Genomic DNA, 24808 nt, shown 5'->3' on the forward strand with positions numbered 1-24808 from the left:
CCTTCGCCGCAGGTGCAAACCGGCGGGATAACAAGAAACATAAAGGGGAACCCGCAATGACGCGACATCCACACGTTTGGATGGGCCTACTGTTGTGGTCAGTATTCGGCCAGGCGCAAGCCGCCTGGACAACGAATATGGCGCCAGGGGCGACTGAAGTCAGCCACGCCGTGTTTGACCTGCACATGACCATTTTCTGGATCTGTGTGGTGATCGGCATTGTCGTGTTTGGCGCGATGTTCTGGTCGATGATCCTGCACCGTCGGTCCACGGGCCAGGTGGCCGCCAAGTTCCACGAGAGCACGACCGTGGAAATCCTCTGGACCGTGGTGCCCCTGCTGATCCTGGTGGCCATGGCCATTCCGGCGACCAAGACCCTGATCAACATCTACGACAGCAGTGAGTCGGATATCGATATCCAGGTCACCGGCTATCAGTGGAAGTGGCACTACAAATACCTGGGCCAGGACGTGGAGTTCTTCAGCAACCTGGCCACCCCCGCCGAACAGATCCACAACCAGGCCACCAAGGGCGAGCACTACTTGCTCGAAGTCGACCAGCCACTGGTACTGCCGGTGGGCGCCAAAGTGCGCTTCCTGGTGACGGCGGCCGACGTGATCCACTCCTGGTGGGTGCCGGCCTTTGCGGTCAAGCGCGATGCCATCCCTGGTTTCGTGAACGAGGCCTGGACGCGCATCGAGAAGCCCGGCATCTACCGTGGCCAGTGCGCCGAGCTGTGTGGCAAGGACCACGGCTTTATGCCCATCGTGGTCGAGGTCAAGTCCAAGGCCGACTACGACACTTGGCTCGGCGAGCGTAAGGAAGAAGCCGCCAAGCTCAAGGAACTGACCTCCAAAGAGTGGACGCTGGAAGAACTGGTGGCCCGTGGCGACAAGGTCTACCACACCACCTGCGTGGCCTGTCACCAGGCCGAAGGCCAGGGCCTGCCGCCGATGTTCCCGGCGCTCAAAGGCTCACCAATTGCTACCGGCGCCAAGGAAGACCACCTGCACCGCGTGTATTTCGGCAAGCCCGGCACCGCCATGGCGGCGTTTGGCAAGCAGCTCTCGGAAGTGGACATCGCCGCCGTCGTCACCTACGAACGCAACGCGTGGGGCAACAACAAAGGCGACATGGTCACGCCCAAAGACGTGCTGGCTCTGAAACAGGCGGAAAGCAAATGACAGCCCTCACTGCGTATGCCCTGAACCGCCCCGCCCACTCGCTTGCAGGAGAACGGCCATGAGCACTGTGATCGACCATGGTCATGCCGACCATGCCCACGGCCCCGCCAAAGGTTTGATGCGCTGGGTGCTGACCACCAACCATAAAGACATCGGCACGATGTACCTGTGGTTCGCCTTCACCATGTTCCTGCTCGGCGGCTCGTTCGCCATGGTGATTCGTGCCGAACTGTTCCAGCCGGGCCTGCAGATCGTGCAACCGGCGTTTTTCAACCAGATGACCACCATGCACGGCTTGATCATGGTGTTCGGTGCGGTAATGCCGGCGTTCGTCGGCCTGGCCAACTGGATGATCCCGCTGATGATCGGCGCGCCGGACATGGCCCTGCCGCGCATGAACAACTTCAGCTTCTGGCTGTTGCCGGCCGCGTTCCTGCTGTTGGTGTCGACCTTGTTCACCCCCGGTGGCGGGCCGAATTTCGGCTGGACCTTCTATGCCCCGCTCTCCACCACTTACGCGCCGGAAAGCGTGACGTTCTTCATTTTCGCCATCCACCTGATGGGCATCAGTTCGATCATGGGCGCGATCAACGTGGTCGCCACCATTCTCAACCTGCGCGCGCCCGGCATGACGTTGATGAAAATGCCGCTGTTTGTGTGGACCTGGCTGATCACCGCCTTCCTGCTGATCGCGGTGATGCCGGTGCTGGCGGGTTGCGTAACCATGATGCTGATGGACATCCACTTCGGCACCAGTTTCTTCAGTGCTGCCGGTGGCGGTGACCCTGTGCTGTTCCAGCACGTGTTCTGGTTCTTCGGCCACCCCGAGGTGTACATCATGATCCTGCCGGCGTTCGGTGCCGTCAGCTCGATCATTCCGACCTTCTCGCGCAAGCCGCTGTTCGGCTACACCTCGATGGTCTACGCCACGGCGAGCATCGCGTTCCTGTCGTTCATCGTGTGGGCGCACCATATGTTCGTGGTCGGCATCCCGCTGGTGGGCGAGCTGTTCTTCATGTACGCCACCCTGCTGATCGCGGTGCCCACGGGAGTGAAGGTGTTCAACTGGGTCAGCACCATGTGGCAAGGCTCGCTGACCTTCGAGACGCCAATGCTGTTCGCCGTGGCCTTCGTGATTTTGTTCACCATCGGCGGCTTTTCCGGGCTGATGCTGGCGATTGCGCCTGCCGACTTCCAGTACCACGACACCTACTTTGTGGTGGCGCACTTCCATTACGTACTGGTGCCTGGCGCGATCTTCGGCATCTTCGCCTCGGCGTACTACTGGCTGCCGAAATGGACCGGCCACATGTACGACGAAACCCTGGGCAAGCTGCACTTCTGGCTGTCCTTCGTGGGCATGAACATGGCGTTCTTCCCGATGCACTTTGTGGGGTTGGCCGGTATGCCGCGCCGGGTGCCGGACTACAACCTGCAGTTCGCCGACTTCAACATGGTCTCGTCCATCGGCGCGTTCATGTTCGGCGCCACGCAGATCTTCTTCCTGTTCATCGTGATCAAGTGCATCCGTGGCGGCCCGCCTGCGCCGGCCAAACCGTGGGATGGAGCTGAAGGCCTGGAGTGGAGCATTCCTTCGCCCGCGCCGTACCACACCTTCACCACTCCGCCGGAGGTCAAATGAACACCCAGTCTAGGGTCACCTCGGTCTCCTGTGGGAGCTGGCTTGCCTGCGATGGCGGTGTGTCAGTCGACAATGTTTTCGACTGCAAGGCCGCTATCGCAGGCAAGCCAGCTCCCACAGAAAATCAACAGCGAGGGGGTGTGTGATGGCTGAATCGGTGCCGATCAGGCGGCTGGTCACCCGCCTGCTGATCCTGGTGGTGGCCATGTTCGCCTTCGGCTTTGCCCTGGTGCCGATCTACGACGTGATGTGCAAGGCCTTCGGTATCAACGGCAAGACCGCCGGGCAGTACGAGGGCGAACAGGTGGTGGACCCCACGCGCCAAGTGCGGGTGCAGTTCTTGTCCACCAATGCCATCGACATGGTCTGGGAGTTCCATTCCAAGGCCGATGAGGTGGTGGTCAACCCCGGGGCAGTCACCGAGATGCTGTTCGTGGCCTACAACCCGACGGATAAACCCATGACCGCCCAGGCCGTACCGAGCATTTCCCCGGCCGAGGCGGCGATGTATTTCCACAAGACCGAGTGTTTTTGCTTCACCCAGCAAGTGCTGCAGCCAGGTCAGCGCATCGAAATGCCGGTGCGTTTCATTGTCGATCGTGACATGCCCAAGGATGTGAAGCATTTGACCCTGGCGTACACGCTGTTCGATATCACTGCGCGCCAACCGCCGGTGGCTGTCCACACCGGGGGCTAGCTACTGTTTGCCCCCTCAATCAGGAGAGCGAATACATGTCGTCTCATGATACGTACTACGTACCAGCGCAAAGCAAATGGCCAATAATTGCTACGTTTGGCATGTTGATCACGGTGTACGGCCTGGCCGTGTGGTTCAACGACCTGAAGGCGGCGCGCCCGGAGTCCCATGGCCCGTGGATCTTCTTCGTCGGCGGCCTGTTGCTGGCCTACATGCTGTTCGGCTGGTTTGGCGCGGTGATCAAGGAAAGCCGCGCCGGTTTGTACAGCCCACAGATGGACCGCTCGTTCCGCTGGGGCATGACGTGGTTCATCTTTTCCGAAGTGATGTTCTTCATCGCGTTCTTCGGTGCGCTGTTCTATGTGCGGCACATGTCCGGCCCGTGGCTGGGCGGCGAAGGCCACAAGGGCATCGCGCACATGCTGTGGCCGAACTTCGAATTTACCTGGCCGCTGCTCAACAACCCTGACCCGAAACTGTACCCGCCGCCCGAAGGCACCATCAGCCCGTGGGGCTTGCCGTTGGTCAACACGATCCTGCTGGTCAGTTCCAGCGTGACCATCACCCTGGCGCACCATGCCTTGCGCAAAGGTCATCGCGGGGCGTTGAAAATCTGGCTGGCGATCACCGTGCTGCTGGGCTGGGCGTTCCTGGGCTTCCAGGCCGAGGAGTACATGCATGCCTATAAGGAACTGGGCCTGACCCTGGGCTCCGGCGTGTACGGCGCGACCTTCTTCATGCTCACAGGCTTTCATGGCGCCCACGTGACCATCGGCACGATTATTTTGTTCGTGATGCTGATGCGCATCCTCAAGGGGCACTTCAATGCCGAGCACCAGTTCGGCTTCGAGGCGGCCAGTTGGTATTGGCACTTTGTGGATGTGGTGTGGATCGGCCTGTTTTTCTTCGTCTACGTGCTGTGACGCGTCTTACCACGGCGCATGGGATACCAACTGCCCGCTGAAAAAGCCCCAGGCGATCAACGCCACGGTGATCACGGCCAGTACCACACGCACGGTCAGGGCGGTGACGAGGCGGTTGGAGTTGCCCTCGTCCTTGACCAGGAAGAACAAGCCGCTGAACAGGCTCGCGACGGTCGCGATCAGCATCAGGGCAATGGCGGCTTTGAGCATGGTTGGGTTCCTGGCGCGGTGGGCATTGAGGAGATGGGCGGGCAATGAAAACAAGTATAGCCACCGCCATAAAAGACTTTCGCCCAGGGCTCGCACCCACGCTGGTGGTGCTGGTGCTGCTGCCTTTGATGGTGGGCCTGGGTTTCTGGCAACTGTCGCGCGGCCATGAAAAGCAGCTGCTGGTGGACAGCTATGCCGAGCGTCGCGTGGCGGAGCCCGTCAGCAGTGCGCAGCTCAATGATATGGCAGACCCGGCCTTTCGCCGCGTGCGCCTGCGCGGCCAGTTCGACACCGAACACAGCGTGTTGCTCGACAACCGTATGCGCGACGGCCGTGCGGGTGTGGAACTGCTGCAACCCTTTCACGACCAGGCCAGCGGCGAATGGCTGTTGCTCAACCGTGGCTGGCTGCCTTGGCCAGACCGGCGTGTCCCGCCCGTCTTCACCACCCCCGATCAGCCGGTGAACCTCGATGCCTGGGTCTACGTGGCCCCTGGCGAAACCTTCCAGCTGCATGCCGACCCGGCCACCGCACAGTGGCCGCGCCTGCTCACCGCGCTGCACCCGGCCGCCCTGTGGGCCGAGCTGGGCCGCAGCGGGTTTGCCTACGAGCTGCGCGCAGAAGCCGGCCTCGGTACATACGACACCGCGTGGGCGGTGGTCGCCATGGGCCCGGAAAAACACGTGGGGTACGCCGTGCAGTGGTTCGCCATGGCAGTGGCGCTGCTGGCGCTTTACCTCTACCTCGGATGGCATAACAAAAAGGAGAAGCACCATGGGAGCGGCCATGAATCCACTCAACATGTCTGACGCGCCTGCCACGCCCGACCGGCGCAAAGGCCGCTGGCAGTTGATCCTGATCCTGATGATGGTGATCGGCCCGATGGCGCTGGCCACCTTCATGTACAAGCTGCAGTTCTGGGTGCCCGACAGCCGCAGCTACCACGGCGAGATGATCGGCAACGGCCAGACCCGTGCCGACATCGGCGTGCAGGCCGACGAAGACCGCTGGCAACTGTTGGTGACTGCGCCCACCGCCTGCGCCGCTGATTGCCAGCAACTGGTGTACCTCGCGCGCCAACTGCAGATCAGCCTGGGCCGCGATGCTTCTCGCGCCAGCCACGCCCTGGCGAGTGCGCAGCCGGTCGGCGCCGAATACGAGGCCAAGCTCAAGGCCGAGTACCCGCAACTGCAACGCTATTCGCTGGACCTCTCGACCTTCACCAAGGACGCCGCTGCACCCGGCGACGCGCAACTGTGGATCGTCGACCCCCACGGCAACCTGGTGCTGCGCTACGACGCCAGGGTCAAGGGCAAGGACTTGCTCAACGACCTGCGCCTGCTGCTGAAACTGTCGAATATCGGATAAGGGCATCGTCATGGCCAAGCCTGGATTTCGCCTCGCGCTGTTTGCCACCTTGCTGGCGCTGTTCGTTGTGCTGCTCGGCGCCTATACCCGCCTGACCCACGCCGGCCTGGGTTGCCCGGACTGGCCGGGTTGCTACGGCTTTATCAGCGTGCCCAAGACCGAAGCCCAACTGGCCCATGCCGAGCTGCATTTCCCGGATACACCGGTCGAGGCCGACAAGGGCTGGGCCGAGATGACCCATCGCTACTTTGCCGGCACCTTGGGGTTGTTGATCGGGCTGTTGGCCGCGCGCTCATGGAGCCATCGGCGTGATCCGGGCCAGCCGGTGAAGTTGCCGCTGTTCCTGCTGGCGGTGGTGTTCGCCCAGGCGGCGTTCGGCATGTGGACGGTGACGCTCAAGCTGTGGCCGCAGGTGGTGACCGGTCACCTGCTTGGCGGTTTCGCGACCTTGAGCCTGTTATTTCTGCTGACCCTGCGCTTGTCCGGCGTGCTGCCCGCCTTGATCGTGCCCAAGCGCCTGCAATATTGGGCGACGGCGGGGTTGGTGCTGGTGATCGGCCAGATCGCGTTGGGAGGCTGGGTCAGTTCCAATTATGCGGCGGTGGCCTGCATTGACCTGCCCACGTGCCACGGTCAGTGGTGGCCGGCAGCAGACTTTGCCAACGGGTTTCACCTCACCCAGCACATCGGCCCCAATTACCTGGGCGGGCAGCTCGACAGCGATGCGCGTACGGCGATTCATCTGACCCACCGCATCGGTGCGGTCATCGTCACCCTGGTGCTGCTGGGCCTGGCCTGGCAGCTGCGCGCAGTGGGCATGACGCGGTTGGCGGGCCTGCTGCTGATCGCGCTGGCGGCGCAGATCAGCCTGGGCCTGAGCAACGTGTATTTCCATCTGCCATTGCCCGTGGCGGTGGCGCACAACGCGGGTGGCGCGGCGCTGTTGTTGAGCCTGGTGCTGGTCAATTACCACGCCCGTACCAGCCTGGTCCGGGTGCGCAATCCGTCGCGATTTGGCTGGCGCTTCATTCCGCGCAAGCACGTATCGGGCCTCATCACCCTTAAAGGAGAGATGCCATGGCGACCTTGATCGGCGCACGCCACAGCCAGCCGATCTGGCGTGACTATTTGGAGCTGACCAAGCCAAAAGTGGTGGTGCTGATGCTCATCACCTCCCTGGTGGGCATGTTCCTCGCCACGCGCGCCGGGGTGCCGTGGGCGGTGCTGGTGTTCGGCAACCTGGGGATTGCCCTGTGTGCCGGTGGCGCGGCGGCGGTGAACCATGTGGTGGATCGGCGTATCGATGCGGTGATGGCGCGCACTCACAAGCGCCCGCTGGCCGAAGGGCGTGTGTCGCCGCTGGCTGCGTTAGCGTTTGCGTTGTTTCTGGCGGTGGCGGGGCTGGCCCTGCTGCTGGCGTTTACCAACCCGTTGGCCGCCTGGCTGACGCTGGCGTCGTTGTTGGGGTATGCGGTGATCTACACCGGTTTTCTCAAGCGTGCGACACCGCAGAACATCGTCATCGGCGGCCTTGCCGGGGCCGCGCCGCCGCTGTTGGGCTGGGTGGCCGTGACCGGGCATGTCAGCGCCGAACCCTTGCTGCTGGTGCTGATCATCTTCGCCTGGACCCCGCCGCACTTCTGGGCCCTAGCCATCCATCGCAAGGAGGAATATGCCAAGGCCGACATCCCCATGCTGCCGGTCACCCATGGCGAGCACTACACCAAGGTGCACATCCTGCTCTATACCTTCGCCTTGCTCGCGGTGAGCCTGATGCCGTACGTGATCCACATGAGCGGCCTGTTGTACCTGGCCTGTGCGCTGCTATTGGGCGGGCGCTTTCTGCAATGGGCCCTGGTGTTGTACCGTGGCGCTCAGCCGCACGCGGCGATCAACACCTTCAAGTACTCTATCTGGTACTTGCTGCTGCTGTTCATCGCCCTGCTCGTAGACCACTACTTATTGTTGAACCTATGACTCGAACTCAAAAAACCGTCTTCATCCTGGTGGCCATCGTCGCGTTGATCATGGGCCTGACCGTCAACAAAGTACTCTCGGGCAAAGGCCAGGGCGACCCTACCGCACTGATCGACGCCGGCATCATCCTGCTGCCGCAAAGCCGCCAGTTGCCGCCTGTCACCATGACGAACCAGGACGGCCAGCCGGTGGTGGTCAATGAGCTGAAGGGCAAGTGGAGCCTGCTGTTCTTCGGCTACACCTTCTGCCCGGATATCTGCCCCACCACCCTCGCCCAGCTGCGCCAGATCAAGAGCGAGCTGCCCAAAGAGGCTGTGGACAAGTTGCAGGTGATCCTGGTCAGCGTCGACCCGAACCGCGACACCCCGGCCCAGCTCAAGCAGTACCTGGGCTACTTCGACCCGCAGTTTGAAGGCCTGACTGGCGCGAACGTGGAGGATGTGCAGAAGGTTTCCAACGCGGTGAGTATTCCGTTCATTCCGGCCGATACCAGCAAGCCCAACTACACCGTCGACCACAGCGGCAACCTGGCCTTGATCGGTCCCGACGGGACTCAGCGTGGGTTTATTCGTGCGCCGTTGAATAACCAGAAATTGGTGGCGCAGTTGCCGGTGTTGTTGAAGCGTCAATAAGCCTTGCGCTTATCCCACTACCAACACAACCCCCTGTAGGAGCCGGCTTGCCGGCGATGGGGCCTTTGAGACCGGAGGTGATCTTGCTGGCCTCATCGCTGGCAAGCCAGCTCCTACAGGGGGTGCCGGGTTTGAGCACCGGCTTAGCAATGCAAAACAACTGTGGGAGCTGGCTTGCCTGCGATTGCGGTGGGCCAGCTAACCTGTTCGGTGACTGACACTCCGTAATCGCGGGCAAGCCCGCTCCCACATTTTTTTGATCTCCGGTGTTTGGGAGATAGGGTTACATCAGAACGCTGGCTTGATCGCGCCTTTGTACTTCTCTTCGATGAATTGCTTCACTTCAGGCGTGTGCAGGGCTGCTACCAGCTTCTTCACGGCGTCCGAGTCCTTGTTGTCTTCGCGAGTCACCAGGATGTTCACGTAAGGCGAGTCGCTGCCTTCGATCACCAGGGCGTCCTTGGACGGGTCCAGCTTGGCTTCCAGCGCGTAGTTGGTGTTGATCAGCGCCAGGTCGACCTGGGTCAGCACGCGCGGCAGGGTGGCGGCTTCCAGTTCGCGGAACTTCAGGCCTTTAGGGTTGGCCGTGATGTCCTTGATGGTCGACAGGATGTTGGTCGGGTCCTTCAGGGTGATCAGGCCGTTCTTGGCCAGCAGCAACAGGGCGCGGCCGCCGTTGGTGGCGTCGTTCGGGATGACCACGTTGGCACCGTTTGGCAGGTCGTCCAGCTTCTTGTACTTGCTGGAGTAGGCGCCCAGGGGCTCCAGGTGCACCGCGCCAACGCTCACCAGGTGAGTGCCCTTGGCCTTGTTGAATTCATCCAGGTACGGCTGGTGCTGGAAGAAGTTGGCGTCCAGGCGCTTTTCAGCCACCTGTACGTTTGGCTGCACGTAGTCGGTGAAAACCTTGACCTGCAAATCCACGCCTTCTTTGGCGAGTGCAGGTTTCACGAACTCCAGGATTTCCGCGTGGGGCACAGGCGACGCAGCGACCGTGAGGGTCTCGGCGTGGGCGGAAAACGCGGCAACGGCGGCGAAAGCAACCAGTAGTTTTTTCATCCAACAAGCTCCTTGTTCGGGCATGTGCCGGCTTGTGGCCGGCAATGGCCGTTATTTTCGAGAAAAATGCACCACCAGCTTGTCGCCGACGGTTTGCAGAATTTGCACCAGGATCAACAGCATCACCACGGTGACCACCATCACATCAGTCTGGAAGCGCTGATAACCAAAGCGGATCGCCAGGTCACCCAAGCCACCGGCTCCGACCACACCGGCCATTGCCGTGTAGGACACCAGTGTAATCGCCGTCACCGTAATCGCCGCGAAAATGCCGGGGCGTGCTTCGGGCAGCAAGGCGTTGGTGATGATCTGGCGCGTGGTAGCGCCCATGGACTGGGTGGCCTCGATGATGCCGCGGTCCACTTCACGCAGGGCAGTTTCCACCAGGCGTGCGAAGAACGGCGTCGCGCCGACCACCAGCGGCGGGATCGCACCGGCCACGCCCAGCGACGTGCCGGTGAGCAGCACGGTGAAGGGGATCATCACGATCAGCAGGATGATGAACGGCAGCGAGCGCAGAATGTTCACGATCAACGACAGAAAGGCGTACAGACCTTTTTGCTCGAACAGCTGGCGCGGGCTGGTCAGGAACAGCAGCACGCCCAGCGGCAGGCCGAGCACCACGGTGAAGAACAGTGAGCCGAACAGCATGGTCATGGTGTCGCCGGTGGCGAGCCAGATTTCCGACCAGTCGATATTGGCGAAGAAACTCAACAAAACGTCCATTAGCGCAGGACCTCCATGTGAACGTCAGCCGCGGTAAAGCGGGCGAAGGCGGCTTCCATGTCCCCACCGGTGACGGCGAGGGTCAATTGGCCGTAGGGGGTGTCTTTGATGTGGTCGATACGACCGGCGAGGATGCTGTAGTCCACACCTGTTTCACGGGCGACGGTACCCAGCAAAGGCGCGTAGGTCGCTTCGCCCTGGAACGTCAGACGCACGATGCGCCCCGGCACGTGGGCGAACACATCGCGCTGTTCGCCTTCGTCGACCTGCTCGGCTTCTTGCACGAAGCGCTTGGTGGTCGGGTGCTGTGGGTGCAGGAATACTTCAGCCACCGAGCCTTGCTCGACGATCACGCCGGCGTCCATCACGGCCACCTGGTCGCACACGCGGCGGATCACGTCCATTTCATGGGTGATCAGCACGATGGTCAGCTTCAATTCGCGGTTGATCTCGGCCAGCAGTTTGAGCACCGAGGCGGTGGTCTGCGGGTCGAGGGCGCTGGTGGCTTCGTCGCACAGCAAGATCTTCGGCTTGGTCGCCAGGGCGCGGGCAATGCCGACGCGTTGCTTCTGGCCGCCCGACAGCTGGGCCGGGTACTTCTTGGCGTGGTCCGACAGGCCAACGCGGGCGAGCAGCTCAGCCACGCGCAGGTCGATTTCCTTGCGCGACAATTCGCCGGCCAGGGTCAGCGGCAGCGCGACGTTGTCGGCGACGGTCTTGGACGCCAGCAAATTGAAGTGCTGGAAAATCATCCCGACCTGCTGGCGGAAACGGCGCAGGCCGTTGGCATCCAGGGCGGTGACTTCTTCGCCATCTACCGTGATCTGGCCGCCGCTTGGCTCTTCAAGGCGGTTGATCAGGCGCAGCAGGGTGCTTTTACCCGCACCCGAGTGGCCGATAAGGCCAAACACCTGGCCGTTCTCGACGCGCAGGCTGGTGGGGTGCAGCGCGGGGATATCCTTACCGGCGACGCGGTAGGTTTTATGGACGTTATGAAACTCGATCACGTAGCGAACCTTGTGGGGCGCATGGAAAAGGGATCAGCGGTTAGCCGGGCGCGCATTTTAGCCTGTCCGTATAGTCTTTCTTAGCATTTATTTCGCATTCATCCATCGATTTGGCAATAACGCGATCAAAGGTCATAAAAAAGGAACGGGCCAAAACCCCATCAGTCACTACTTAGGCAGCCCGATCACCCAGGTGCCGTGCCTGGGTCCGAATAAGGAGTTTTGACTGATGAGCACGAAAAAGCCAAAGAGCGAACTCGCCGGCACCGATACCCTGGACCGCAAGAACACCAACGCCAAACTTCAGGCCTTGGAAGCATTCCGCTCCGACGCGACCGGCCAGGCCCTGCGCACCAACCAAGGTGTGAAGATTTCCGATAATCAGAACAGCTTGAAGGCCGGCGCACGCGGGCCTTCGCTGCTGGAAGATTTCATCATGCGTGAAAAGATCACGCACTTTGACCATGAGCGTATCCCGGAGCGTATCGTGCATGCGCGAGGCACTGGTGCCCATGGCTACTTCCAGACCTATGAAAACCATTCGGCACTGACCAAGGCAGGGTTCTTGCGCGATCCCGGCCATAAAACCCCGGTGTTCCTGCGCTTTTCCACTGTGCAAGGCCCACGTGGCTCTGGCGATACCGTGCGCGACGTGCGAGGTTTCGCGGTGAAGTTCTTCACCGACGAAGGCAATTTCGACCTGGTCGGCAACAACATGCCGGTGTTTTTCATTCAGGACGCAATCAAGTTTCCTGACTTTGTTCACGCGGTAAAACCTGAGCCTCACAACGAGATTCCTACAGGCGGCTCGGCCCACGATACGTTTTGGGATTTCGTGTCGCTGCAGCCTGAGTCGGCGCACATGGTGATTTGGGCCATGTCTGACCGGGCCATTCCTAAAAGCCTGCGCAGCATGCAGGGCTTTGGCGTACATACCTTCCGCTTCATCAATGCCGAAGGGCAGTCCAACTTCGTCAAGTTCCACTGGCGCCCTACGGCTGGCACCTGCTCGCTGGTTTGGGATGAAGCGCAAAAGCTCGCCGGTAAAGACACCGACTACCACCGCCGCGACCTATGGGAAGCGATTGAGATGGGCGATTACCCTGAGTGGGAATTGGGTGTGCAGGTAATTGCCGAGGAGGACGAGCATAAATTCGACTTCGACATTCTCGATCCGACCAAGTTGATCCCTGAAGAACTGGTGCCCATCACCCCGCTGGGCAAAATGGTGCTGAACCGCAACCCGGATAACTTCTTTGCAGAAGTCGAGCAGGTCGCGTTCTGCCCAGGCCACATCGTGCCGGGTATCGACTTTTCTAACGATCCGTTGCTGCAAGGTCGCCTGTTTTCCTACACCGATACGCAGATCAGCCGGCTCGGTGGCCCGAATTTCCATGAGTTGCCGATCAACCGCCCGGTGGCGCCGTTCCATAATGGCCAGCGCGATGCCATGCACCGCACCACGATAGACAAAGGGCGTGCGGCCTATGAACCCAACTCCATCGACGGTGGCTGGCCGAAGGAAACGCCTCCTGCTGCACAGGACGGTGGTTTTGAGTCTTACTACGAGCGTATCGATGCCCATAAAGTGCGCGAGCGCAGCGAATCGTTTGGCGATCACTTCTCCCAGGCGCGCCTGTTTTTCCGCAGCATGAGCAAGCACGAGCAAGAGCACATCATTGCGGCCTACAGCTTTGAGCTGGGCAAGGTGGAGCGTGAGTTCATTCGAGCGCGACAGGTGAATGAGATCTTGGCCAACATTGACCTCGAGCTTGCCAAGCGTGTGGCGCAGAACCTCGGGTTGCCGGTGCCCAAAAAAGGTACGGTGCCGGAGCGCAAAACCTCGTTGTCGCGCTCACCAGCCTTGAGCCAAGCCAATCTACTGCCCGGCAACATCAAGACGCGCAAGGTGGCGATCCTGGCGGCCAACGGCGTGGACGGCGCGGCGATCGAGGCGCTGAAGAAAGTGCTCAAGGCCGAAGGTGCCCATGCCAAATTGCTGGGGCCGACGTCGGCGCCAGTGACCACGGCTGATGGCAAGAGCCTGCCGGTGGACGCGTCGATGGAAGGCTTGCCGTCGGTGGCGTTCGACGCGGTGTTTGTGCCAGGTGGGGCGAAATCGGTGAAGGCCCTGAGTGAAGATGGCGTGGCGCTGCATTACCTGCTGGAGGCATACAAGCATCTGAAGGCGATTGCGGTGGCCGGTGAGGCGAAGCAGTTGGTGGACCTGCTCAAGCTGGAGTCGGATGCAGGGTTGATCGTGGGCGGGGATGCCAAGGCGTTGAAGGCGTTTGTGGCGGCGATTGCGCAGCACCGGGTTTGGGATCGGGAGGCTAAGGCCAAGGCGATTCCGGCTTAAGCGTTTGGTTGACTGCTAGATTGTCATCGCAGGCAAGCCAGCTCCCACATTTGAAGTGTGAATACATTCAAGTGTGGGAGCTGGCTTGCCTGCGATGCTTTTTGCTTTATTGCGCCTTGCGCGGAATCAACACAATCTGCGCCGGAATCTTCTTCAAGATCTGCCGGTGAATCTTCAGGTCATACGCCGAATCAATGCGCTTCACCCGTTTGGTCAGCAGTGTGGCCAACCACGGGTAGTCCTCGGTGCGCGGTGCCTGGATGCTCACGTCGCACTGGTAGTTCACCACGTCGGTGGCGATGGCATCGAGTTGATGGCGCAGTTCTTCGATATCCGTGAGGTTCAGTGCCACCGTCGTGCTTTCAGCGGCCGGGTCGATGACCTTGGCGACGGGCTTGGCTTCGGCGGCCTTCAGCGCGGCTTCGGCTTTGTCCAGCTCGGCTTTGCGGGCGTGGCTGATGGCGCTGTTGACGCCACCGGTGAGTGCGGGTGCCTTGGGCATCAGTGCACGGGCACGGCTCAGGGCGGTCGCGGCGGCGTTGACGTCACCTTTTTGCAGCACGATTTGGCTGCGCTGCAGGTAGGCTTCGGCCAATTGACGCTGGTAGGGCTCCAGCGTCGGGTCATTAGGCGACTGGGCCTGCAGTGCGGCCAGTTCGTCTTCGGCGGTGGCCAGCTCGCTGCTGGCCAGGTTTTGTTCCAGCTGCGCGATGGCCGCAGCGCGTGCGTCCGGGACCTCGGGGGCCGCGGGCGGTGTGCTTTGACAGGCGCCCAGCAGCAGGGAAAATGCGGCAAGGAGCAGATAACGGGCGGTGAACGGCTTCATTCCTGCGACTCTCTATTTGCGCAAAAAGCGAGCAAGTCTACACCCCTCGACGGGGCAGGACAAAACTCAGCAGAAACAGGGCGGCGGCCGTGACCACAATCGATGGCCCGGCCGGCGTGTCCTTGAACCAGGACAACGCCAGGCCCCCGCACACTGCAAGCATCCCCAACAAGCTGGCGCCGATCGCCATCTGCTCCGGTGAACGGGCGTGGCGCTGGGCGGCGGCTGCGGGAATGATCAACAGCGACGTGATCAACAATACGCCGACAATCTTCATCGCGACAGCGATCACCACCGCGATCAACAGCATCAGGGCCATGCGCAGGGTCGGCACGGGCAAACCTTCAACCGTGGCCAGTTCTTCGTGCACGGTGATCGCCAGCAGTGGGCGCCACAAGGTGACCAATAACACCAGCACCACGGCACTGCCGCCGAGGATCCAGGCCAGATCGGTGGGGCTGATCGCCAGCAGGTCGCCAAACAGGTAGGCCATCAGGTCGATGCGCACTTCATGCATGAAGCTCAGCACCACCAGGCCCAGGGACAGCGTGCTAGGTGCCAGGATGCCGAGCAGGGTGTCGGAGGCCAACGGCTGGCGCTGTTGCAGGGTCACCAGCAGTACCGCCAGCAAGAGGCAGCCTACGGTTACGGCGATGGTCGGGCTGACATCCAGCAGGAAACCCATGGCCACGCCCAACAGCGCGGCATGGGACAACGTGTCGCCGAAATAGGCCATGCGCCGCCAGACCACGAACGAGCCCAACGGGCCCGCCACCAACGCCAAAGCCAAGCCTGCCAGCAGGGCGTACAGCAGAAAATCAGCCATGCTTGCAGCTATCTCCATGAACGTGGGTGTGGGGTGTTGCGGGATCGTCGACTACGGCGCCATGCAGGTCATGGGCGTGGTCGTGATGGTGGTGGTAAATCGCCAGGCTTTGGGCGTTCTTGCCGAACAGCTCGACGAAGGCCGGATCGCCGCTGACCTGTTCCGGGTGGCCGGAGCAGCACACGTGGCGGTTGAGGCACACCACCTGGTCGGTGGTACTCATCACCAGGTGCAGGTCGTGGGAGACCATCAGCACGCCGCAGCCATGGCGGTCGCGCAGGCGGGTGATCAGGCTGTACAGCTCGGCCTGGCCGGCGACGTCGACGCCCTGCACGGGCTCATCCAGCACCAGCAATTCGGGTTCGCGCAACAGTGCACGGGCGAGCAGCACGCGCTGCATTTCGCCGCCGGAGATGCTTTGCACCGGGCTGTCGATCACCTGCTCGGCGCCGACTTCCTTGAGCGCAGCCAGTGCGCGGGTACGGTCCACACCGGGCACCAGGCGCAGGAAGCGCAGCACGGAGAGTGGCAGGGTTGGGTCGACGTGCAGCTTCTGGGGCATGTAGCCGACGCGCAGCTTGGGTTTGCGCCACACTGTGCCGCTGTCAGGCTTGAGCAGGCCAAGCACCGCACGCACCAAAGTAGTCTTGCCGGCGCCGTTGGGGCCGATCAGGGTGACGATCTGCCCGGGCTCCACGCTGAGCGCGATGTTATCCAGCACGTTTTGCCCGGCGAATGTGACCCCGACCTGCTCCAGGCGGATTAACGCATTGCTCATCAAGCCCCCTGGCAGCCCGAGCACAGGCCGACCACTTCGACCGTTTGCCCTTCGACCTTGAAACCGACTTCGGCAGAGCTCTTGATGATGGCGTCGCTGATGCTTTTTTGTTCAAGCTCGATGGCAGCGTGGCACTCGCGGCAGATCAGGAACTGGCCCTGGTGCGCGTGTTCCGGGTGGCTGCAGCCGACAAAGGCGTTGAGCGAGGCGATGCGGTGAACCAAGCCGTTTTCCAGCAGGAAGTCCAGCGCACGGTACACGGTCGGCGGCGCGGCGCGGCGGCCATCCTGCTCGCTGAGTACGCCCAGGATGTCGTAGGCGCCCAGCGGCTTGTGGCTCTGCCACACCAGTTCCAGCACGCGACGACGCAGAGCGGTCAGGCGCAAACCCTTCTGCGTGCAGAGGGTGTCGGCTTCTGACAGCGCGGTATGCACGCAGTGAGAGTGGTCGTGGGGACGGCTGGCAAGCGGTGTTTTAGGCATGAGCGGCGACAGACATTTGATAGAGACGTTATTATGTTACCCGTTCCTACGCCATTGAGTGGTCATCGTGTCCCGACTTTTTCCCGTTTTTGTCGTATTTGTCACCAGTTTGTTCATTGCGGGTGCCGCTCAGGCCGAGGTCAAGGTGCTGACCAGCATCAAGCCGTTGCAGCTGATTGCCGCTGCTGTGCAGGACGGCGTGGCCATTCCGGAAGTGTTGCTGCCACCGGGTGCCTCGCCGCATAACTACGCGTTGCGCCCATCCGACGTACGGCGCGTGCAGTCGGTGGACCTGCTGTACTGGATCGGCCCGGACATGGAGAGCTTCCTGCCGCGCGTGCTCAAGGGGCGCAGCTTGCCGACCGTGGCCGTGCAGGATCTGCCGGGCATGAAATTGCGTCGTTTCGCCGAAGATAGCCACTCCCACGCCGATGATGCCGACGAACATGATCACGATCACCGACCAGGCAGCCTGGATGCGCATCTGTGGTTGTCGACGGTGAATGCCCGCGTGATCGCAGCGCGCATGGCAACGGACCTTAGCGCTGCCGATCCGGCTAATGCCGCGCGGTACCAGAGCAACGTGAAGGCGTTCGATGAGCGTCTGGATGCCCTGGATGCCCGTCTGAAGGCTCGCCTGGCAACCGTGGGTGACAAGCCTTACTTTGTGTTCCACGAGGCGTTCGACTACTTCGAAGACGCTTACGGGCTCAAGCACACCGGCGTGTTCAGCGTGGCCGCCGAAGTGCAGCCGGGCGCCCAGCACGTGGCGGCGATGCGCACGCGATTGCAGGAAGTGGGCAAGACGTGTGTGTTCAGCGAGCCGCCACTGCGCCCGCGCTTGGCTGAGACGCTGGTGGCGGGTCTGCCGGTGAAGCTGGCGGAGTTGGATGCGTTGGGTGGGTACACGCCCGCCACCGCTCAGGGGTATGAGCAGGTGCTGGAGAAGCTGGGCAATGATCTGGCGGGTTGTCTGGAGTCGCTCTAACCGTCACCGCATGATCCTGTGGGGGCTGGCTTGCCTGCGATAGCGATGTCGACTGACACATCGCTATCGCAGGCAAGCCAGCTCCCACATTTTTGATCGAGTGACCCTTTTTAGAGGGCGAAGGGGAGTTGCAGAGTGACCTGCTGGCGCTGCGCCAAACGGTGCTCGAACTCGGCCGGGTCATGGATCAGCACATCCTGCCCGGCAAACGACTCGGCAGCGATCAGGCGGGACAGCCAGAACCGCACGCACGCCACGCGCAACATGGTCGGCCACAGCTCGGCTTCTTTCGCTGTAAACGGTCGCAGGCTCGCGTAAGCACCCAGTAATGCGCGGGCGCGCGGCCCATCGAGCACGCCGTTTGCGTCCGAGCACCAGTCATTCAGGGCGATCGCCACGTCGTACAGCATCGGGCCTGAGCAGGCGTTGTAGAAGTCGATCAGGCCTGTGAGGTGCGTGCCTTCGAACATCGCGTTGTCGCGGAACAGGTCCGCGTGGACGTTGGCGCGCGGCAGGGCGAGGATTTCGGCTTTGTGAGTGTCGATTTCGTTCAGCGCGTCTTGCAACAGGCGCTGCTGTGCATCGTTGAGGTGTGAAATCAGCTGCGCACCTTCGCTGAGCATCCAGTTCAGCCCGCGATCCGTCTTGCGCTCCAGCACTTTCTCGCCTTGCGTGGCCAGGTGCAGGTGGCCGAGCAGGTCGCCGACCTGGGCGCAATGCTGCGCGTTGGCGTCCTTGATGTGCTTGCCGGCCAGGCGCGGTTGCAGCAGCGCCGGTTTGCCTTTGAGTTCGCGCAGGGCCACGCCATCGGTGGTGCGCAGCGCGTAAGGCACGGGCAGGTCGGCGTCGTGGAGCACGTCGAGCAGTTCGATGAAGAACGGCATTTCCGCGACCGGGCCGCGCTCAACCAGGGTAAGGACGAACTCGCCCTGTTCCAGGCTGATGAAGAAGTTGGTGTTTTCGCTACCGGCGGCAATTCCCTGGAAATCAAGCAGGCGGCCGAGCCCGTAAGGGGCGAGAAAGGTTTCCAGCTCGGGCCGAGCCAGGGGGGTGAACACAGACATGGTTAAAACTGCCAGTACGGGCGCCGCGGTGCGCGGCGCCAATTGAAGTTAAGAAATCATTTCCATTCGAAGATCTTCCATGACGGGATCAGCATATCCGGCTGGTCAGAGCGGATGAAGTTCGCATCCGTTCCGTCCGCGCGTACCAGGAAATACGGAGGTGCGCCTTTTGGGGTTACCTTGATCGCATACAGGAAGCCGTTTTGGCGGTATTCCCGGATTTCCTTGTCGCCTTCGGTGCGGATCGTGACATCCGGGTCTCCCGAGGGCGCGCTGTCGGCTGCCGTGGCGGCCAGCGGCAAGAATGCAATCAAGCCGGTCAACAACAAGCGATTCGCTGTACGCATGATAACCTTGTCCCTTTGTCGTCATTGGTCCGGCTATTCTAGCGCCTGACCCGCCGAAAAGGTTGATCCTGCTCATGAGCCAAGCCCCCCTCGTCCTGGTGGACGGTTCTTCATATCTGTACCGCGCCTTCCACGCGCTGCCACCGCTGACCACCTCCAAAGGCCTGCCGACCGGTGCGGTCAAGGGCGTGTTGAACATGCTCAAAAGCCTGCGCAAGCAGTACCCGGACAGCCCGTTCGCGGTGGTGTTCGACGCCAAGGGTGGGACCTTTCGCGATGACATGTACGCCGAGTACAAGGCCAACCGCCCGAGCATGCCCGATGACATGCGGGTGCAGATCGAGCCCCTGCACCAGAGCGTGATCGCACTGGGCTTCCCGTTGCTGTGCGTCGAAGGCGTCGAGGCCGATGATGTGATCGGCACCCTGGCCCGCAGCAGTGCGGCGGCCAACCGACCGGTGGTGATTTCCACCGGCGACAAGGACATGGCGCAGCTGGTCGACGGGCACATTACCTTGGTCAACACCATGACCGGTAGCTCGATGGACATCGAGGGCGTAAAGGAGAAATTTGGCGTCGCTCCGGAGCAGATCATCGACTATCTGGCGCTGATGGGCGACTCCTCCGACAACATCCCGGGTGTTCCGGGTATTGGTCCCAAGACGGCGTCCGGCTTGCTGGTGGGCGTTAACGGCGGGATCAAAGAACTGTATGAGCAGCTGGATATTGTGCCGACCCTGCCGATCCGGGGCGCCAAGACGTTGCCGGCCAAGCTGGAAGAGCACAAGGAAATGGCGTTTCTTTCCTACCAGTTGGCGACGATCAAGTGTGACGTGGCGCTGGACGTGGGCCTGGATGACTTGCACCTGATTGAGCCGGATCGCGAAAAACTGCTGGAGCTCTATTCGCTGCTTGAGTTCAAGAGCTGGATCGATGAGGTTCAGCGCGATGCCAAGCGTGTGGAGCTCAGCACGGCACCAGCAGCCGAGCCGGTTGTTGAAGCGGTTGCGGCGGCGCCTGTCGAGGCGAGCTACACCACGATTCTCGATCAAGCGACATTCGATCGTTGGCTGAAGAAGCTCAACGACGCCAAATTGTTTGCCTTTGATACCGAAACTACCGGGATCGACGCGCAACAGGCGCAGTTGGTCGGGGTTTCCTTCGCCGTACAGCCCCATGAAGCGGCCTACATTCCGCTGACCCATTCCTACATTGGTGCGCCGCCGCAGTTGGATCGCGACACGGTATTACTGGCGCTCAAACCGCTGCTGGAAGACCCGGCCAAGCTCAAGGTCGGCCAGCACGCCAAGTTTGACATGAACATTTTGGCCAACTGCGCCATCGGCGGCGACCCTGCGCAGGGCATTACCGTGCGCGGCATTGCGTTCGACACCATGCTCGAATCCTATGTGCTGAACTCCACCGCGACCCGGCATGACATGGACAGCCTGGCCAAGAAGTACCTGGATTACGACACCGTTGCCTTCCAGGACATCGCGGGCAAAGGCGCCAAGCAGCTGACGTTCGACCAGATCGCGCTGGAACAGGCTGGCCCGTATGCGGCGGAAGACGCCGATGTCACCTTGCGCCTGCACCAAGAGCTGTTTGCGCAACTGTCAGCCATCCCGAGCCTGGCGAGTGTGCTGACGGATATCGAAATCCCGTTGGTGCCTGTGCTGGCGCGTATCGAGCGGCAGGGGGCGCTGGTCGACAAGGATTTGCTGGGCATCCAGAGCATCGAGCTGGGCAACAAGATGGTCGAGCTGGAGCGCGAGGCGTTCGAGATCGCCGGTGAGGCGTTCAACCTGGGCTCGCCCAAGCAGCTCGGCGCGATTCTCTACGAGAAGCTGGGTTTGCCCGTCTTGAAGAAGACCGGCAAGGGCCAGGCCTCCACGGCTGAAGAAGTGTTGGCCAAGCTCGCCGAGGACGACTTCCTGCTGCCCAAAGTGCTGATGCAGTACCGCAGCATGAGCAAATTGAAGAGCACCTATACCGACCGTCTGCCGGAGCAGATCAACCCGCGTACCGGGCGTATTCATACGTCCTATCACCAGGCTGTGGCGGCGACCGGGCGTTTGTCTTCCAGTGATCCAAACCTGCAAAACATTCCGGTGCGTACCGCCGAGGGCCGGCGGATTCGCCAGGCGTTCGTCGCGCCCAAGGGTTACAAGTTGCTGGCGGCGGACTATTCGCAGATCGAGCTGCGCATCATGGCGCACTTGTCCAAGGACGAAGGGCTGATGAATGCCTTCCGTAACGACCTGGACGTGCACACGGCGACGGCGGCAGAAGTGTTCAAGGTTGAACTGGCCGAGGTCACCTCCAATCAGCGTCGCAGCGCCAAGGCGATCAACTTTGGCCTGATCTATGGCATGGGGGCACAGAAACTGGGCAAGGACATTGGCGTCGACACCAAGACGGCCAAGGCCTACATCGACGTCTACTTCGCCCGCTACCCGGGTGTGCGTGAGTACATGGAGCGCACCCGCGGCCAGGCGGCCGATCAGGGTTATGTCGAGACCTTCTTCGGGCGTCGCCTGTATCTGCCGGATATCAACTCCAACAAACCTCAGGAGCGCGCCGCTGCGGAACGCACGGCGATCAACGCGCCGATGCAGGGCACGGCGGCTGACATCATCAAGAAGGCCATGGTGCGGGTGGATAACTGGCTGACCGAGTCTGGCCTGGATGCCAAGGTGATCCTGCAGGTGCACGATGAGCTGGTGCTTGAGGTGCGTGAGGATCTGGTCGAAGAGGTGAGCAAGAAAATTCGCGAGCACATGAGTGCAGCAGCAGCGCTGGACGTGCCCTTGGTGGTGGATGTGGGCGTCGGTGATAACTGGGACGAAGCGCACTGATTCTGGGGATTTGCCACCACCTAGCGTGGTGGCAGAGTGCTTTAGATCGGATATCGCCGTCAGTTATTTCCAATAGTTTTTTGAACCTGCCGGAACTTAACCCGTGAAGCGCTACTCAGAGTTACTGAATGGGTGGTGAAGCCCTTCAATGCTCCTATGTTGTGTTAAGTGTTGGCAGATATCTGGACCCCGCCCTAGCGGTCCGGAACTTGAACCCCGAACTTCCCCTCCCCATACGAAGTCCGGGGTTTTTTTTGCCCGCAGAAAAGTTATTCCGCGAGTTCAGCGCCTTTGTCTGCCAATTCCATCCAGCCGGCCAGTACGGTGTAAGCCTCTTCCAGGCCCATGCGTTTGGGGGCCGAGAACAGCTGGATGGTGATCGCATCACCCCAACCTTTACGAATGTCGGACTGCACTTTGAGCAAGGTGTTCTTAGCGGCGCCGTAGGTGAGCTTGTCGGCCTTGGTCAGCAGGATGTGCATCGGCATGCCGCTGGCAACGGCCCAGTCGAGCATCAAAAGGTCGAAGTCGGTCATCGGATGGCGGATGTCCATCATCAGAATCAAGCCCTTCAAACTCTCGCGGCCACCCAGGTAAGCCTCCAGGTGACGCTGCCAGTGCAGCTTCAGCGGGATAGGTACTTTTGCGTATCCGTAGCCCGGCAGGTCGACCAGACGCCGATCATCGTCTAGCTTGAAGAAATTGAGGAGTTGCGTGCGGCCCGGGGTTTTCGAGGTACGGGCCAGGCTGGCGTGGGTCAGGGTGTTCAGCGCGCTGGATTTGCCAGCGTTGGAACGACCGGCAAAGGCGACTTCAAAGCCTTCGTCATCGGGGCATTGGTCAACTTTGGCGGCGCTGAGCATGAACGTGGACTGTTGGCACAGGCCGAGGATGGGATTCTTGAGTTGCATGAGATTTCCGATGTGGGCGGTGCCGAGAAAGGGTGCGGCAAGCGGTGTCGTTTCCGTTTCAGTAGCGCCAGTATATAATGCCGCAGATTTTGTGTGTGCTTTGTCCCAGCGAAGGATGAAGTTCACGGGAGCGATAGACCTTTATTGCGCATTAGAACGCAAAACGCTCTCAAACCCTGAAATGGTCGACGTATGACCAAGTGGTTGCTGGCTATCGGTGTCCTGATTCCGCTTTACGGAGCTCAGGCTACACAGGATCCCGAAGCGGTGTACAACCGAGTTTGCGTGGCTTGCCATGCCGGCCAGTTGCCCAATGCCCCTAAACGGGGTGACCAGGCAGCGTGGGCGCCACGATTGGCGCAGGGCATGGACACGCTGGTGCAACACGTGACCCAGGGTTTCAAGGCAATGCCGCCGCGTGGTTTGTGCATGGACTGCAGTACTGAGGATTACCAGGCCATCATTGAAATGATGGTGAGTAAACCCGGTAGATAACTCTATAAACCCCTTAGCCGTAGTTGGATTAGCTGATGAACAAACTGATCGTGAGTCTGCTGTTGACCCTGGGCATCACCGGTGTTGCCCATGCTGCAGGCGACGCTACAGCGGGCCAGGCGAAAGCCGCCGTATGTGGTGCTTGCCATGGACCGGATGGCAACAGCCCGGCGCCGAACTTTCCCAAACTGGCCGGCCAGGGCGAGCGATACCTGACCAAGCAGATGCACGACATCAAGGACGGCAAGCGCACGGTACTGGAAATGACCGGCTTGCTGACCAACCTCAGCGATCAGGACCTGGCAGATATCGCAGCGTATTTTGCCAGCCAGAAAGGCAGTGTGGGAGCTGCCGATCCAAAAGTCGTGGCCCACGGTGAAGAACTGTTCCGTGGCGGCAACCTGGAAAAAGGCATGCCTTCGTGCATCGGCTGCCACTCGCCTAACGGCGCAGGCCTTGCCGCTGCTGGCTTCCCGCACTTGAGCGGCCAGCATGCGCAGTACATCGCCAAGCAACTGACGGACTTCCGTGAAGGCAATCGCACCAACGACGGCGATGCCAAAATCATGCAAACCATCTCCAATAAAATGAGCAACAAGGACATTGAGGCGGTTTCCCAGTACATCCAGGGTCTGCACTGATACAAATACGACGTTAACGCTCGATTAATCCGTCGATGCAAGCATAAAAAGGGTGGCTTAGGCCGCCCTTTTTTGTGGCCGGTGCCGTTACACTAACGAACTCATGCCCGCGTAGACCTGTCACAACAAAGGTCGCGTGAGGCGACTTTATTTGTCCAGGAGTAAAGCATGCGTAATCTGATCCTCAGCGCCGCTCTCGTCACTGCCAGCCTCTTCGGCATGACCGCACAAGCTGCCGACGTGCCGCTTGAAGCCGGTAAAACCTACGTTGAATTGGCCAACCCGGTGCCGGTCTCGGTGCCTGGCAAGATCGAAGTGGTGGAGCTGTTCTGGTACGGCTGCCCGCATTGCTACGCCTTTGAGCCGACCATCAACCCTTGGGTCGAAAAACTCCCGTCCGACGTCAACTTCAAGCGCATCCCGGCCATGTTCGGCGGCCCATGGGATGCCCACGGCCAACTGTTCCTGACCCTGGAAGCCATGGGTGTTGAGCACAAGGTCCACAACGCCGTATTCGACGCCATCCAGAAACAAGGCAAGCGCCTGACCAAGCCGGAAGAAATGGCTGACTTCGTCGCTACCCAAGGTGTCGACAAGGACAAGTTCCTCGCCACCTTCAACTCCTTCGCTATCCAGGGCCAGATCAAGCAGGCCAAGGAACTGGCGCAGAAGTACGGCGTGCAAGGCGTACCGACCATGATCGTCAACGGCAAATACCGTTTCGACCTGGGCACCACCGGTGGTCCTGAAGCGACCCTGAACGTTGCCGACCAGCTGATCGCCAAAGAGCGCGCAGCCAAGTAAGGGG

Annotated in this window: 26 protein-coding genes; 15 read left to right on the plus strand and 11 right to left on the minus strand. The window is 61.0% G+C overall.

What is annotated here, in order from left to right; translation table 11 throughout:
• Nucleotides 1-56: 56 nt before the first annotated feature.
• From coxB to HX792_RS02575, 4 genes are all read left to right on the plus strand, one after another.
• Nucleotides 57-1184: a cytochrome c oxidase subunit II gene (coxB, locus tag HX792_RS02560; protein ID WP_176994624.1), complete on the plus strand. Its 1128-nt coding sequence runs from the start codon at nt 57-59 to the stop codon at nt 1182-1184.
• A 58-nt stretch (nt 1185-1242) separates the two neighbouring features.
• Nucleotides 1243-2826 (plus strand): cytochrome c oxidase subunit I, encoded by a 1584-nt coding sequence (ctaD, locus tag HX792_RS02565; RefSeq protein WP_017137901.1) that lies wholly within the window; start codon nt 1243-1245, stop codon nt 2824-2826.
• A gap of 145 nt (nt 2827-2971) precedes the next feature.
• Entirely contained in the window at nt 2972-3523 is a 552-nt protein-coding gene (locus HX792_RS02570; RefSeq protein WP_176994625.1) for a cytochrome c oxidase assembly protein, read from the plus strand.
• A gap of 35 nt (nt 3524-3558) precedes the next feature.
• Nucleotides 3559-4446 (plus strand): cytochrome c oxidase subunit 3, encoded by an 888-nt coding sequence (locus HX792_RS02575; protein ID WP_176994626.1) that lies wholly within the window; start codon nt 3559-3561, stop codon nt 4444-4446.
• 6 nt (nt 4447-4452) lie between these two features.
• Here the strand turns inward: HX792_RS02575 and HX792_RS02580 are convergent, their stop codons facing one another.
• Complete coding sequence (locus tag HX792_RS02580) at nt 4453-4656, minus strand: twin transmembrane helix small protein (protein WP_176994627.1); 204 nt, start codon at nt 4654-4656, stop codon at nt 4453-4455.
• Nucleotides 4657-4700: 44 nt separating this feature from the next.
• On the opposite strand from HX792_RS02580, the gene HX792_RS02585 reads away from it, so the two are divergent.
• Genes HX792_RS02585 through HX792_RS02605 form a run of 5 tightly spaced genes read left to right on the plus strand, consistent with a single transcriptional unit; the run spans nt 4701 to nt 8633 of the window.
• On the plus strand, nt 4701-5465 hold the full coding sequence (locus HX792_RS02585) for an SURF1 family protein (RefSeq protein ID WP_176994628.1): 765 nt from the start codon (nt 4701-4703) through the stop codon (nt 5463-5465).
• Nucleotides 5431-6024, plus strand: coding sequence for a hypothetical protein (locus tag HX792_RS02590; RefSeq protein WP_176994629.1), 594 nt, complete (start codon nt 5431-5433; stop codon nt 6022-6024). Before HX792_RS02585 ends, HX792_RS02590 begins: the two co-directional genes overlap by 35 nt.
• Before the next feature lie 10 nt (nt 6025-6034).
• The gene (locus HX792_RS02595) at nt 6035-7114 is read left to right on the plus strand and encodes a heme A synthase (protein WP_176994630.1); all 1080 of its coding nucleotides are present in this window, start codon (nt 6035-6037) and stop codon (nt 7112-7114) included.
• On the plus strand, nt 7102-8001 hold the full coding sequence (gene cyoE, locus HX792_RS02600; protein WP_176994631.1) for a heme o synthase: 900 nt from the start codon (nt 7102-7104) through the stop codon (nt 7999-8001). The genes HX792_RS02595 and cyoE overlap by 13 nt, the downstream gene beginning before the upstream one ends.
• The gene (locus HX792_RS02605) at nt 7998-8633 is read left to right on the plus strand and encodes an SCO family protein (RefSeq protein WP_176994632.1); all 636 of its coding nucleotides are present in this window, start codon (nt 7998-8000) and stop codon (nt 8631-8633) included. The genes cyoE and HX792_RS02605 overlap by 4 nt, the downstream gene beginning before the upstream one ends.
• Before the next feature lie 288 nt (nt 8634-8921).
• Here the strand turns inward: HX792_RS02605 and HX792_RS02610 are convergent, their stop codons facing one another.
• From HX792_RS02610 to HX792_RS02620, 3 genes are read right to left on the minus strand one after another with little or no spacing between them, the layout of a single operon-like run.
• Nucleotides 8922-9692, minus strand: coding sequence for a MetQ/NlpA family ABC transporter substrate-binding protein (locus HX792_RS02610; protein WP_176994633.1), 771 nt, complete (start codon nt 9690-9692; stop codon nt 8922-8924).
• A 51-nt stretch (nt 9693-9743) separates the two neighbouring features.
• On the minus strand, nt 9744-10418 hold the full coding sequence (locus HX792_RS02615) for a methionine ABC transporter permease (protein ID WP_078739990.1): 675 nt from the start codon (nt 10416-10418) through the stop codon (nt 9744-9746).
• Entirely contained in the window at nt 10418-11425 is a 1008-nt protein-coding gene (locus HX792_RS02620; protein ID WP_176994634.1) for a methionine ABC transporter ATP-binding protein, read from the minus strand. Before HX792_RS02620 ends, HX792_RS02615 begins: the two co-directional genes overlap by 1 nt.
• A gap of 229 nt (nt 11426-11654) precedes the next feature.
• On the opposite strand from HX792_RS02620, the gene katE reads away from it, so the two are divergent.
• Nucleotides 11655-13784, plus strand: coding sequence for a catalase HPII (gene katE, locus HX792_RS02625; protein WP_176994635.1), 2130 nt, complete (start codon nt 11655-11657; stop codon nt 13782-13784).
• A 106-nt stretch (nt 13785-13890) separates the two neighbouring features.
• On the opposite strand, the gene HX792_RS02630 is transcribed toward katE, so the two are convergent.
• Genes HX792_RS02630 through HX792_RS02645 form a run of 4 tightly spaced genes read right to left on the minus strand, consistent with a single transcriptional unit; the run spans nt 13891 to nt 16696 of the window.
• Nucleotides 13891-14610 carry a PA5502 family lipoprotein gene (locus HX792_RS02630; protein WP_176994636.1) on the minus strand — a complete coding sequence of 240 codons (720 nt, stop codon included), beginning with the start codon at nt 14608-14610 and terminating at the stop codon, nt 13891-13893.
• Nucleotides 14611-14647: 37 nt separating this feature from the next.
• Nucleotides 14648-15436: a zinc ABC transporter permease subunit ZnuB gene (znuB, locus tag HX792_RS02635; protein WP_176994637.1), complete on the minus strand. Its 789-nt coding sequence runs from the start codon at nt 15434-15436 to the stop codon at nt 14648-14650.
• A complete protein-coding gene (gene znuC, locus HX792_RS02640) occupies nt 15429-16214 on the minus strand; it encodes a zinc ABC transporter ATP-binding protein ZnuC (protein ID WP_176994638.1) in 786 nt (261 codons plus the stop codon). Before znuC ends, znuB begins: the two co-directional genes overlap by 8 nt.
• Entirely contained in the window at nt 16214-16696 is a 483-nt protein-coding gene (locus HX792_RS02645; protein WP_371319321.1) for a Fur family transcriptional regulator, read from the minus strand. The genes znuC and HX792_RS02645 overlap by 1 nt, the downstream gene beginning before the upstream one ends.
• Nucleotides 16697-16754: 58 nt before the next feature.
• Here HX792_RS02645 and HX792_RS02650 point away from each other — a divergent pair, with 58 nt between their 5' ends.
• Nucleotides 16755-17684 carry a metal ABC transporter solute-binding protein, Zn/Mn family gene (locus tag HX792_RS02650; RefSeq protein WP_176994639.1) on the plus strand — a complete coding sequence of 310 codons (930 nt, stop codon included), beginning with the start codon at nt 16755-16757 and terminating at the stop codon, nt 17682-17684.
• 110 nt (nt 17685-17794) lie between these two features.
• On the opposite strand, the gene HX792_RS02655 is transcribed toward HX792_RS02650, so the two are convergent.
• Both HX792_RS02655 and HX792_RS02660 read right to left on the minus strand, forming a co-directional pair.
• Entirely contained in the window at nt 17795-18748 is a 954-nt protein-coding gene (locus HX792_RS02655) for a homoserine kinase (RefSeq protein WP_176994640.1), read from the minus strand.
• Nucleotides 18749-18804: 56 nt separating this feature from the next.
• Nucleotides 18805-19095, minus strand: coding sequence for a DUF2782 domain-containing protein (locus HX792_RS02660; RefSeq protein ID WP_016969541.1), 291 nt, complete (start codon nt 19093-19095; stop codon nt 18805-18807).
• 74 nt (nt 19096-19169) lie between these two features.
• On the opposite strand from HX792_RS02660, the gene polA reads away from it, so the two are divergent.
• Complete coding sequence (gene polA, locus HX792_RS02665; RefSeq protein WP_176994641.1) at nt 19170-21953, plus strand: DNA polymerase I; 2784 nt, start codon at nt 19170-19172, stop codon at nt 21951-21953.
• Between the two features lie 269 nt (nt 21954-22222).
• On the opposite strand, the gene yihA is transcribed toward polA, so the two are convergent.
• The gene (gene yihA / locus HX792_RS02670; protein ID WP_028618652.1) at nt 22223-22864 is read right to left on the minus strand and encodes a ribosome biogenesis GTP-binding protein YihA/YsxC; all 642 of its coding nucleotides are present in this window, start codon (nt 22862-22864) and stop codon (nt 22223-22225) included.
• A gap of 192 nt (nt 22865-23056) precedes the next feature.
• Here yihA and HX792_RS02675 point away from each other — a divergent pair, with 192 nt between their 5' ends.
• The 3 genes from HX792_RS02675 (at nt 23057) to dsbA (ending at nt 24804) form a co-directional block, all read left to right on the plus strand.
• Nucleotides 23057-23359, plus strand: coding sequence for a cytochrome c5 family protein (locus HX792_RS02675; protein WP_176994642.1), 303 nt, complete (start codon nt 23057-23059; stop codon nt 23357-23359).
• A gap of 35 nt (nt 23360-23394) precedes the next feature.
• A complete protein-coding gene (locus HX792_RS02680; protein ID WP_176994643.1) occupies nt 23395-24000 on the plus strand; it encodes a cytochrome c4 in 606 nt (201 codons plus the stop codon).
• A 168-nt stretch (nt 24001-24168) separates the two neighbouring features.
• On the plus strand, nt 24169-24804 hold the full coding sequence (dsbA, locus tag HX792_RS02685) for a thiol:disulfide interchange protein DsbA (RefSeq protein WP_176994644.1): 636 nt from the start codon (nt 24169-24171) through the stop codon (nt 24802-24804).
• The last annotated feature ends 4 nt before the right edge of the window (nt 24805-24808 follow it).

It is taken from the genome of Pseudomonas sp. B6002 (assembly GCF_013385985.1).
In the GTDB taxonomy this organism is placed as follows: Bacteria; Pseudomonadota; Gammaproteobacteria; order Pseudomonadales; family Pseudomonadaceae; genus Aquipseudomonas.

Bases quoted from the DNA above. Each gene is read 5' to 3' on its own strand.
- coxB (WP_176994624.1), top strand. From the start codon at position 57: ATGACGCGACATCCACACGTTTGGATGGGCCTACTGTTGTGGTCAGTA.
- HX792_RS02585 (WP_176994628.1), top strand. From the start codon at position 4,701: ATGAAAACAAGTATAGCCACCGCCATAAAAGACTTTCGCCCAGGGCTC.
- HX792_RS02675 (WP_176994642.1), top strand. From the start codon at position 23,057: ATGACCAAGTGGTTGCTGGCTATCGGTGTCCTGATTCCGCTTTACGGA.
- znuB (WP_176994637.1), bottom strand. From the start codon at position 15,436: ATGGCTGATTTTCTGCTGTACGCCCTGCTGGCAGGCTTGGCTTTGGCG.
- yihA (WP_028618652.1), bottom strand. From the start codon at position 22,864: ATGCAACTCAAGAATCCCATCCTCGGCCTGTGCCAACAGTCCACGTTC.
- ctaD (WP_017137901.1), top strand. From the start codon at position 1,243: ATGAGCACTGTGATCGACCATGGTCATGCCGACCATGCCCACGGCCCC.
- HX792_RS02605 (WP_176994632.1), top strand. From the start codon at position 7,998: ATGACTCGAACTCAAAAAACCGTCTTCATCCTGGTGGCCATCGTCGCG.
- HX792_RS02660 (WP_016969541.1), bottom strand. From the start codon at position 19,095: ATGCGTACAGCGAATCGCTTGTTGTTGACCGGCTTGATTGCATTCTTG.
- HX792_RS02615 (WP_078739990.1), bottom strand. From the start codon at position 10,418: ATGGACGTTTTGTTGAGTTTCTTCGCCAATATCGACTGGTCGGAAATC.
- dsbA (WP_176994644.1), top strand. From the start codon at position 24,169: ATGCGTAATCTGATCCTCAGCGCCGCTCTCGTCACTGCCAGCCTCTTC.
- katE (WP_176994635.1), top strand. From the start codon at position 11,655: ATGAGCACGAAAAAGCCAAAGAGCGAACTCGCCGGCACCGATACCCTG.
- znuC (WP_176994638.1), bottom strand. From the start codon at position 16,214: ATGAGCAATGCGTTAATCCGCCTGGAGCAGGTCGGGGTCACATTCGCC.
- HX792_RS02610 (WP_176994633.1), bottom strand. From the start codon at position 9,692: ATGAAAAAACTACTGGTTGCTTTCGCCGCCGTTGCCGCGTTTTCCGCC.
- HX792_RS02595 (WP_176994630.1), top strand. From the start codon at position 6,035: ATGGCCAAGCCTGGATTTCGCCTCGCGCTGTTTGCCACCTTGCTGGCG.
- HX792_RS02570 (WP_176994625.1), top strand. From the start codon at position 2,972: ATGGCTGAATCGGTGCCGATCAGGCGGCTGGTCACCCGCCTGCTGATC.
- HX792_RS02655 (WP_176994640.1), bottom strand. From the start codon at position 18,748: ATGTCTGTGTTCACCCCCCTGGCTCGGCCCGAGCTGGAAACCTTTCTC.
- cyoE (WP_176994631.1), top strand. From the start codon at position 7,102: ATGGCGACCTTGATCGGCGCACGCCACAGCCAGCCGATCTGGCGTGAC.
- HX792_RS02575 (WP_176994626.1), top strand. From the start codon at position 3,559: ATGTCGTCTCATGATACGTACTACGTACCAGCGCAAAGCAAATGGCCA.
- polA (WP_176994641.1), top strand. From the start codon at position 19,170: ATGAGCCAAGCCCCCCTCGTCCTGGTGGACGGTTCTTCATATCTGTAC.
- HX792_RS02645 (WP_371319321.1), bottom strand. From the start codon at position 16,696: ATGCCTAAAACACCGCTTGCCAGCCGTCCCCACGACCACTCTCACTGC.
- HX792_RS02630 (WP_176994636.1), bottom strand. From the start codon at position 14,610: ATGAAGCCGTTCACCGCCCGTTATCTGCTCCTTGCCGCATTTTCCCTG.
- HX792_RS02580 (WP_176994627.1), bottom strand. From the start codon at position 4,656: ATGCTCAAAGCCGCCATTGCCCTGATGCTGATCGCGACCGTCGCGAGC.
- HX792_RS02590 (WP_176994629.1), top strand. From the start codon at position 5,431: ATGGGAGCGGCCATGAATCCACTCAACATGTCTGACGCGCCTGCCACG.
- HX792_RS02680 (WP_176994643.1), top strand. From the start codon at position 23,395: ATGAACAAACTGATCGTGAGTCTGCTGTTGACCCTGGGCATCACCGGT.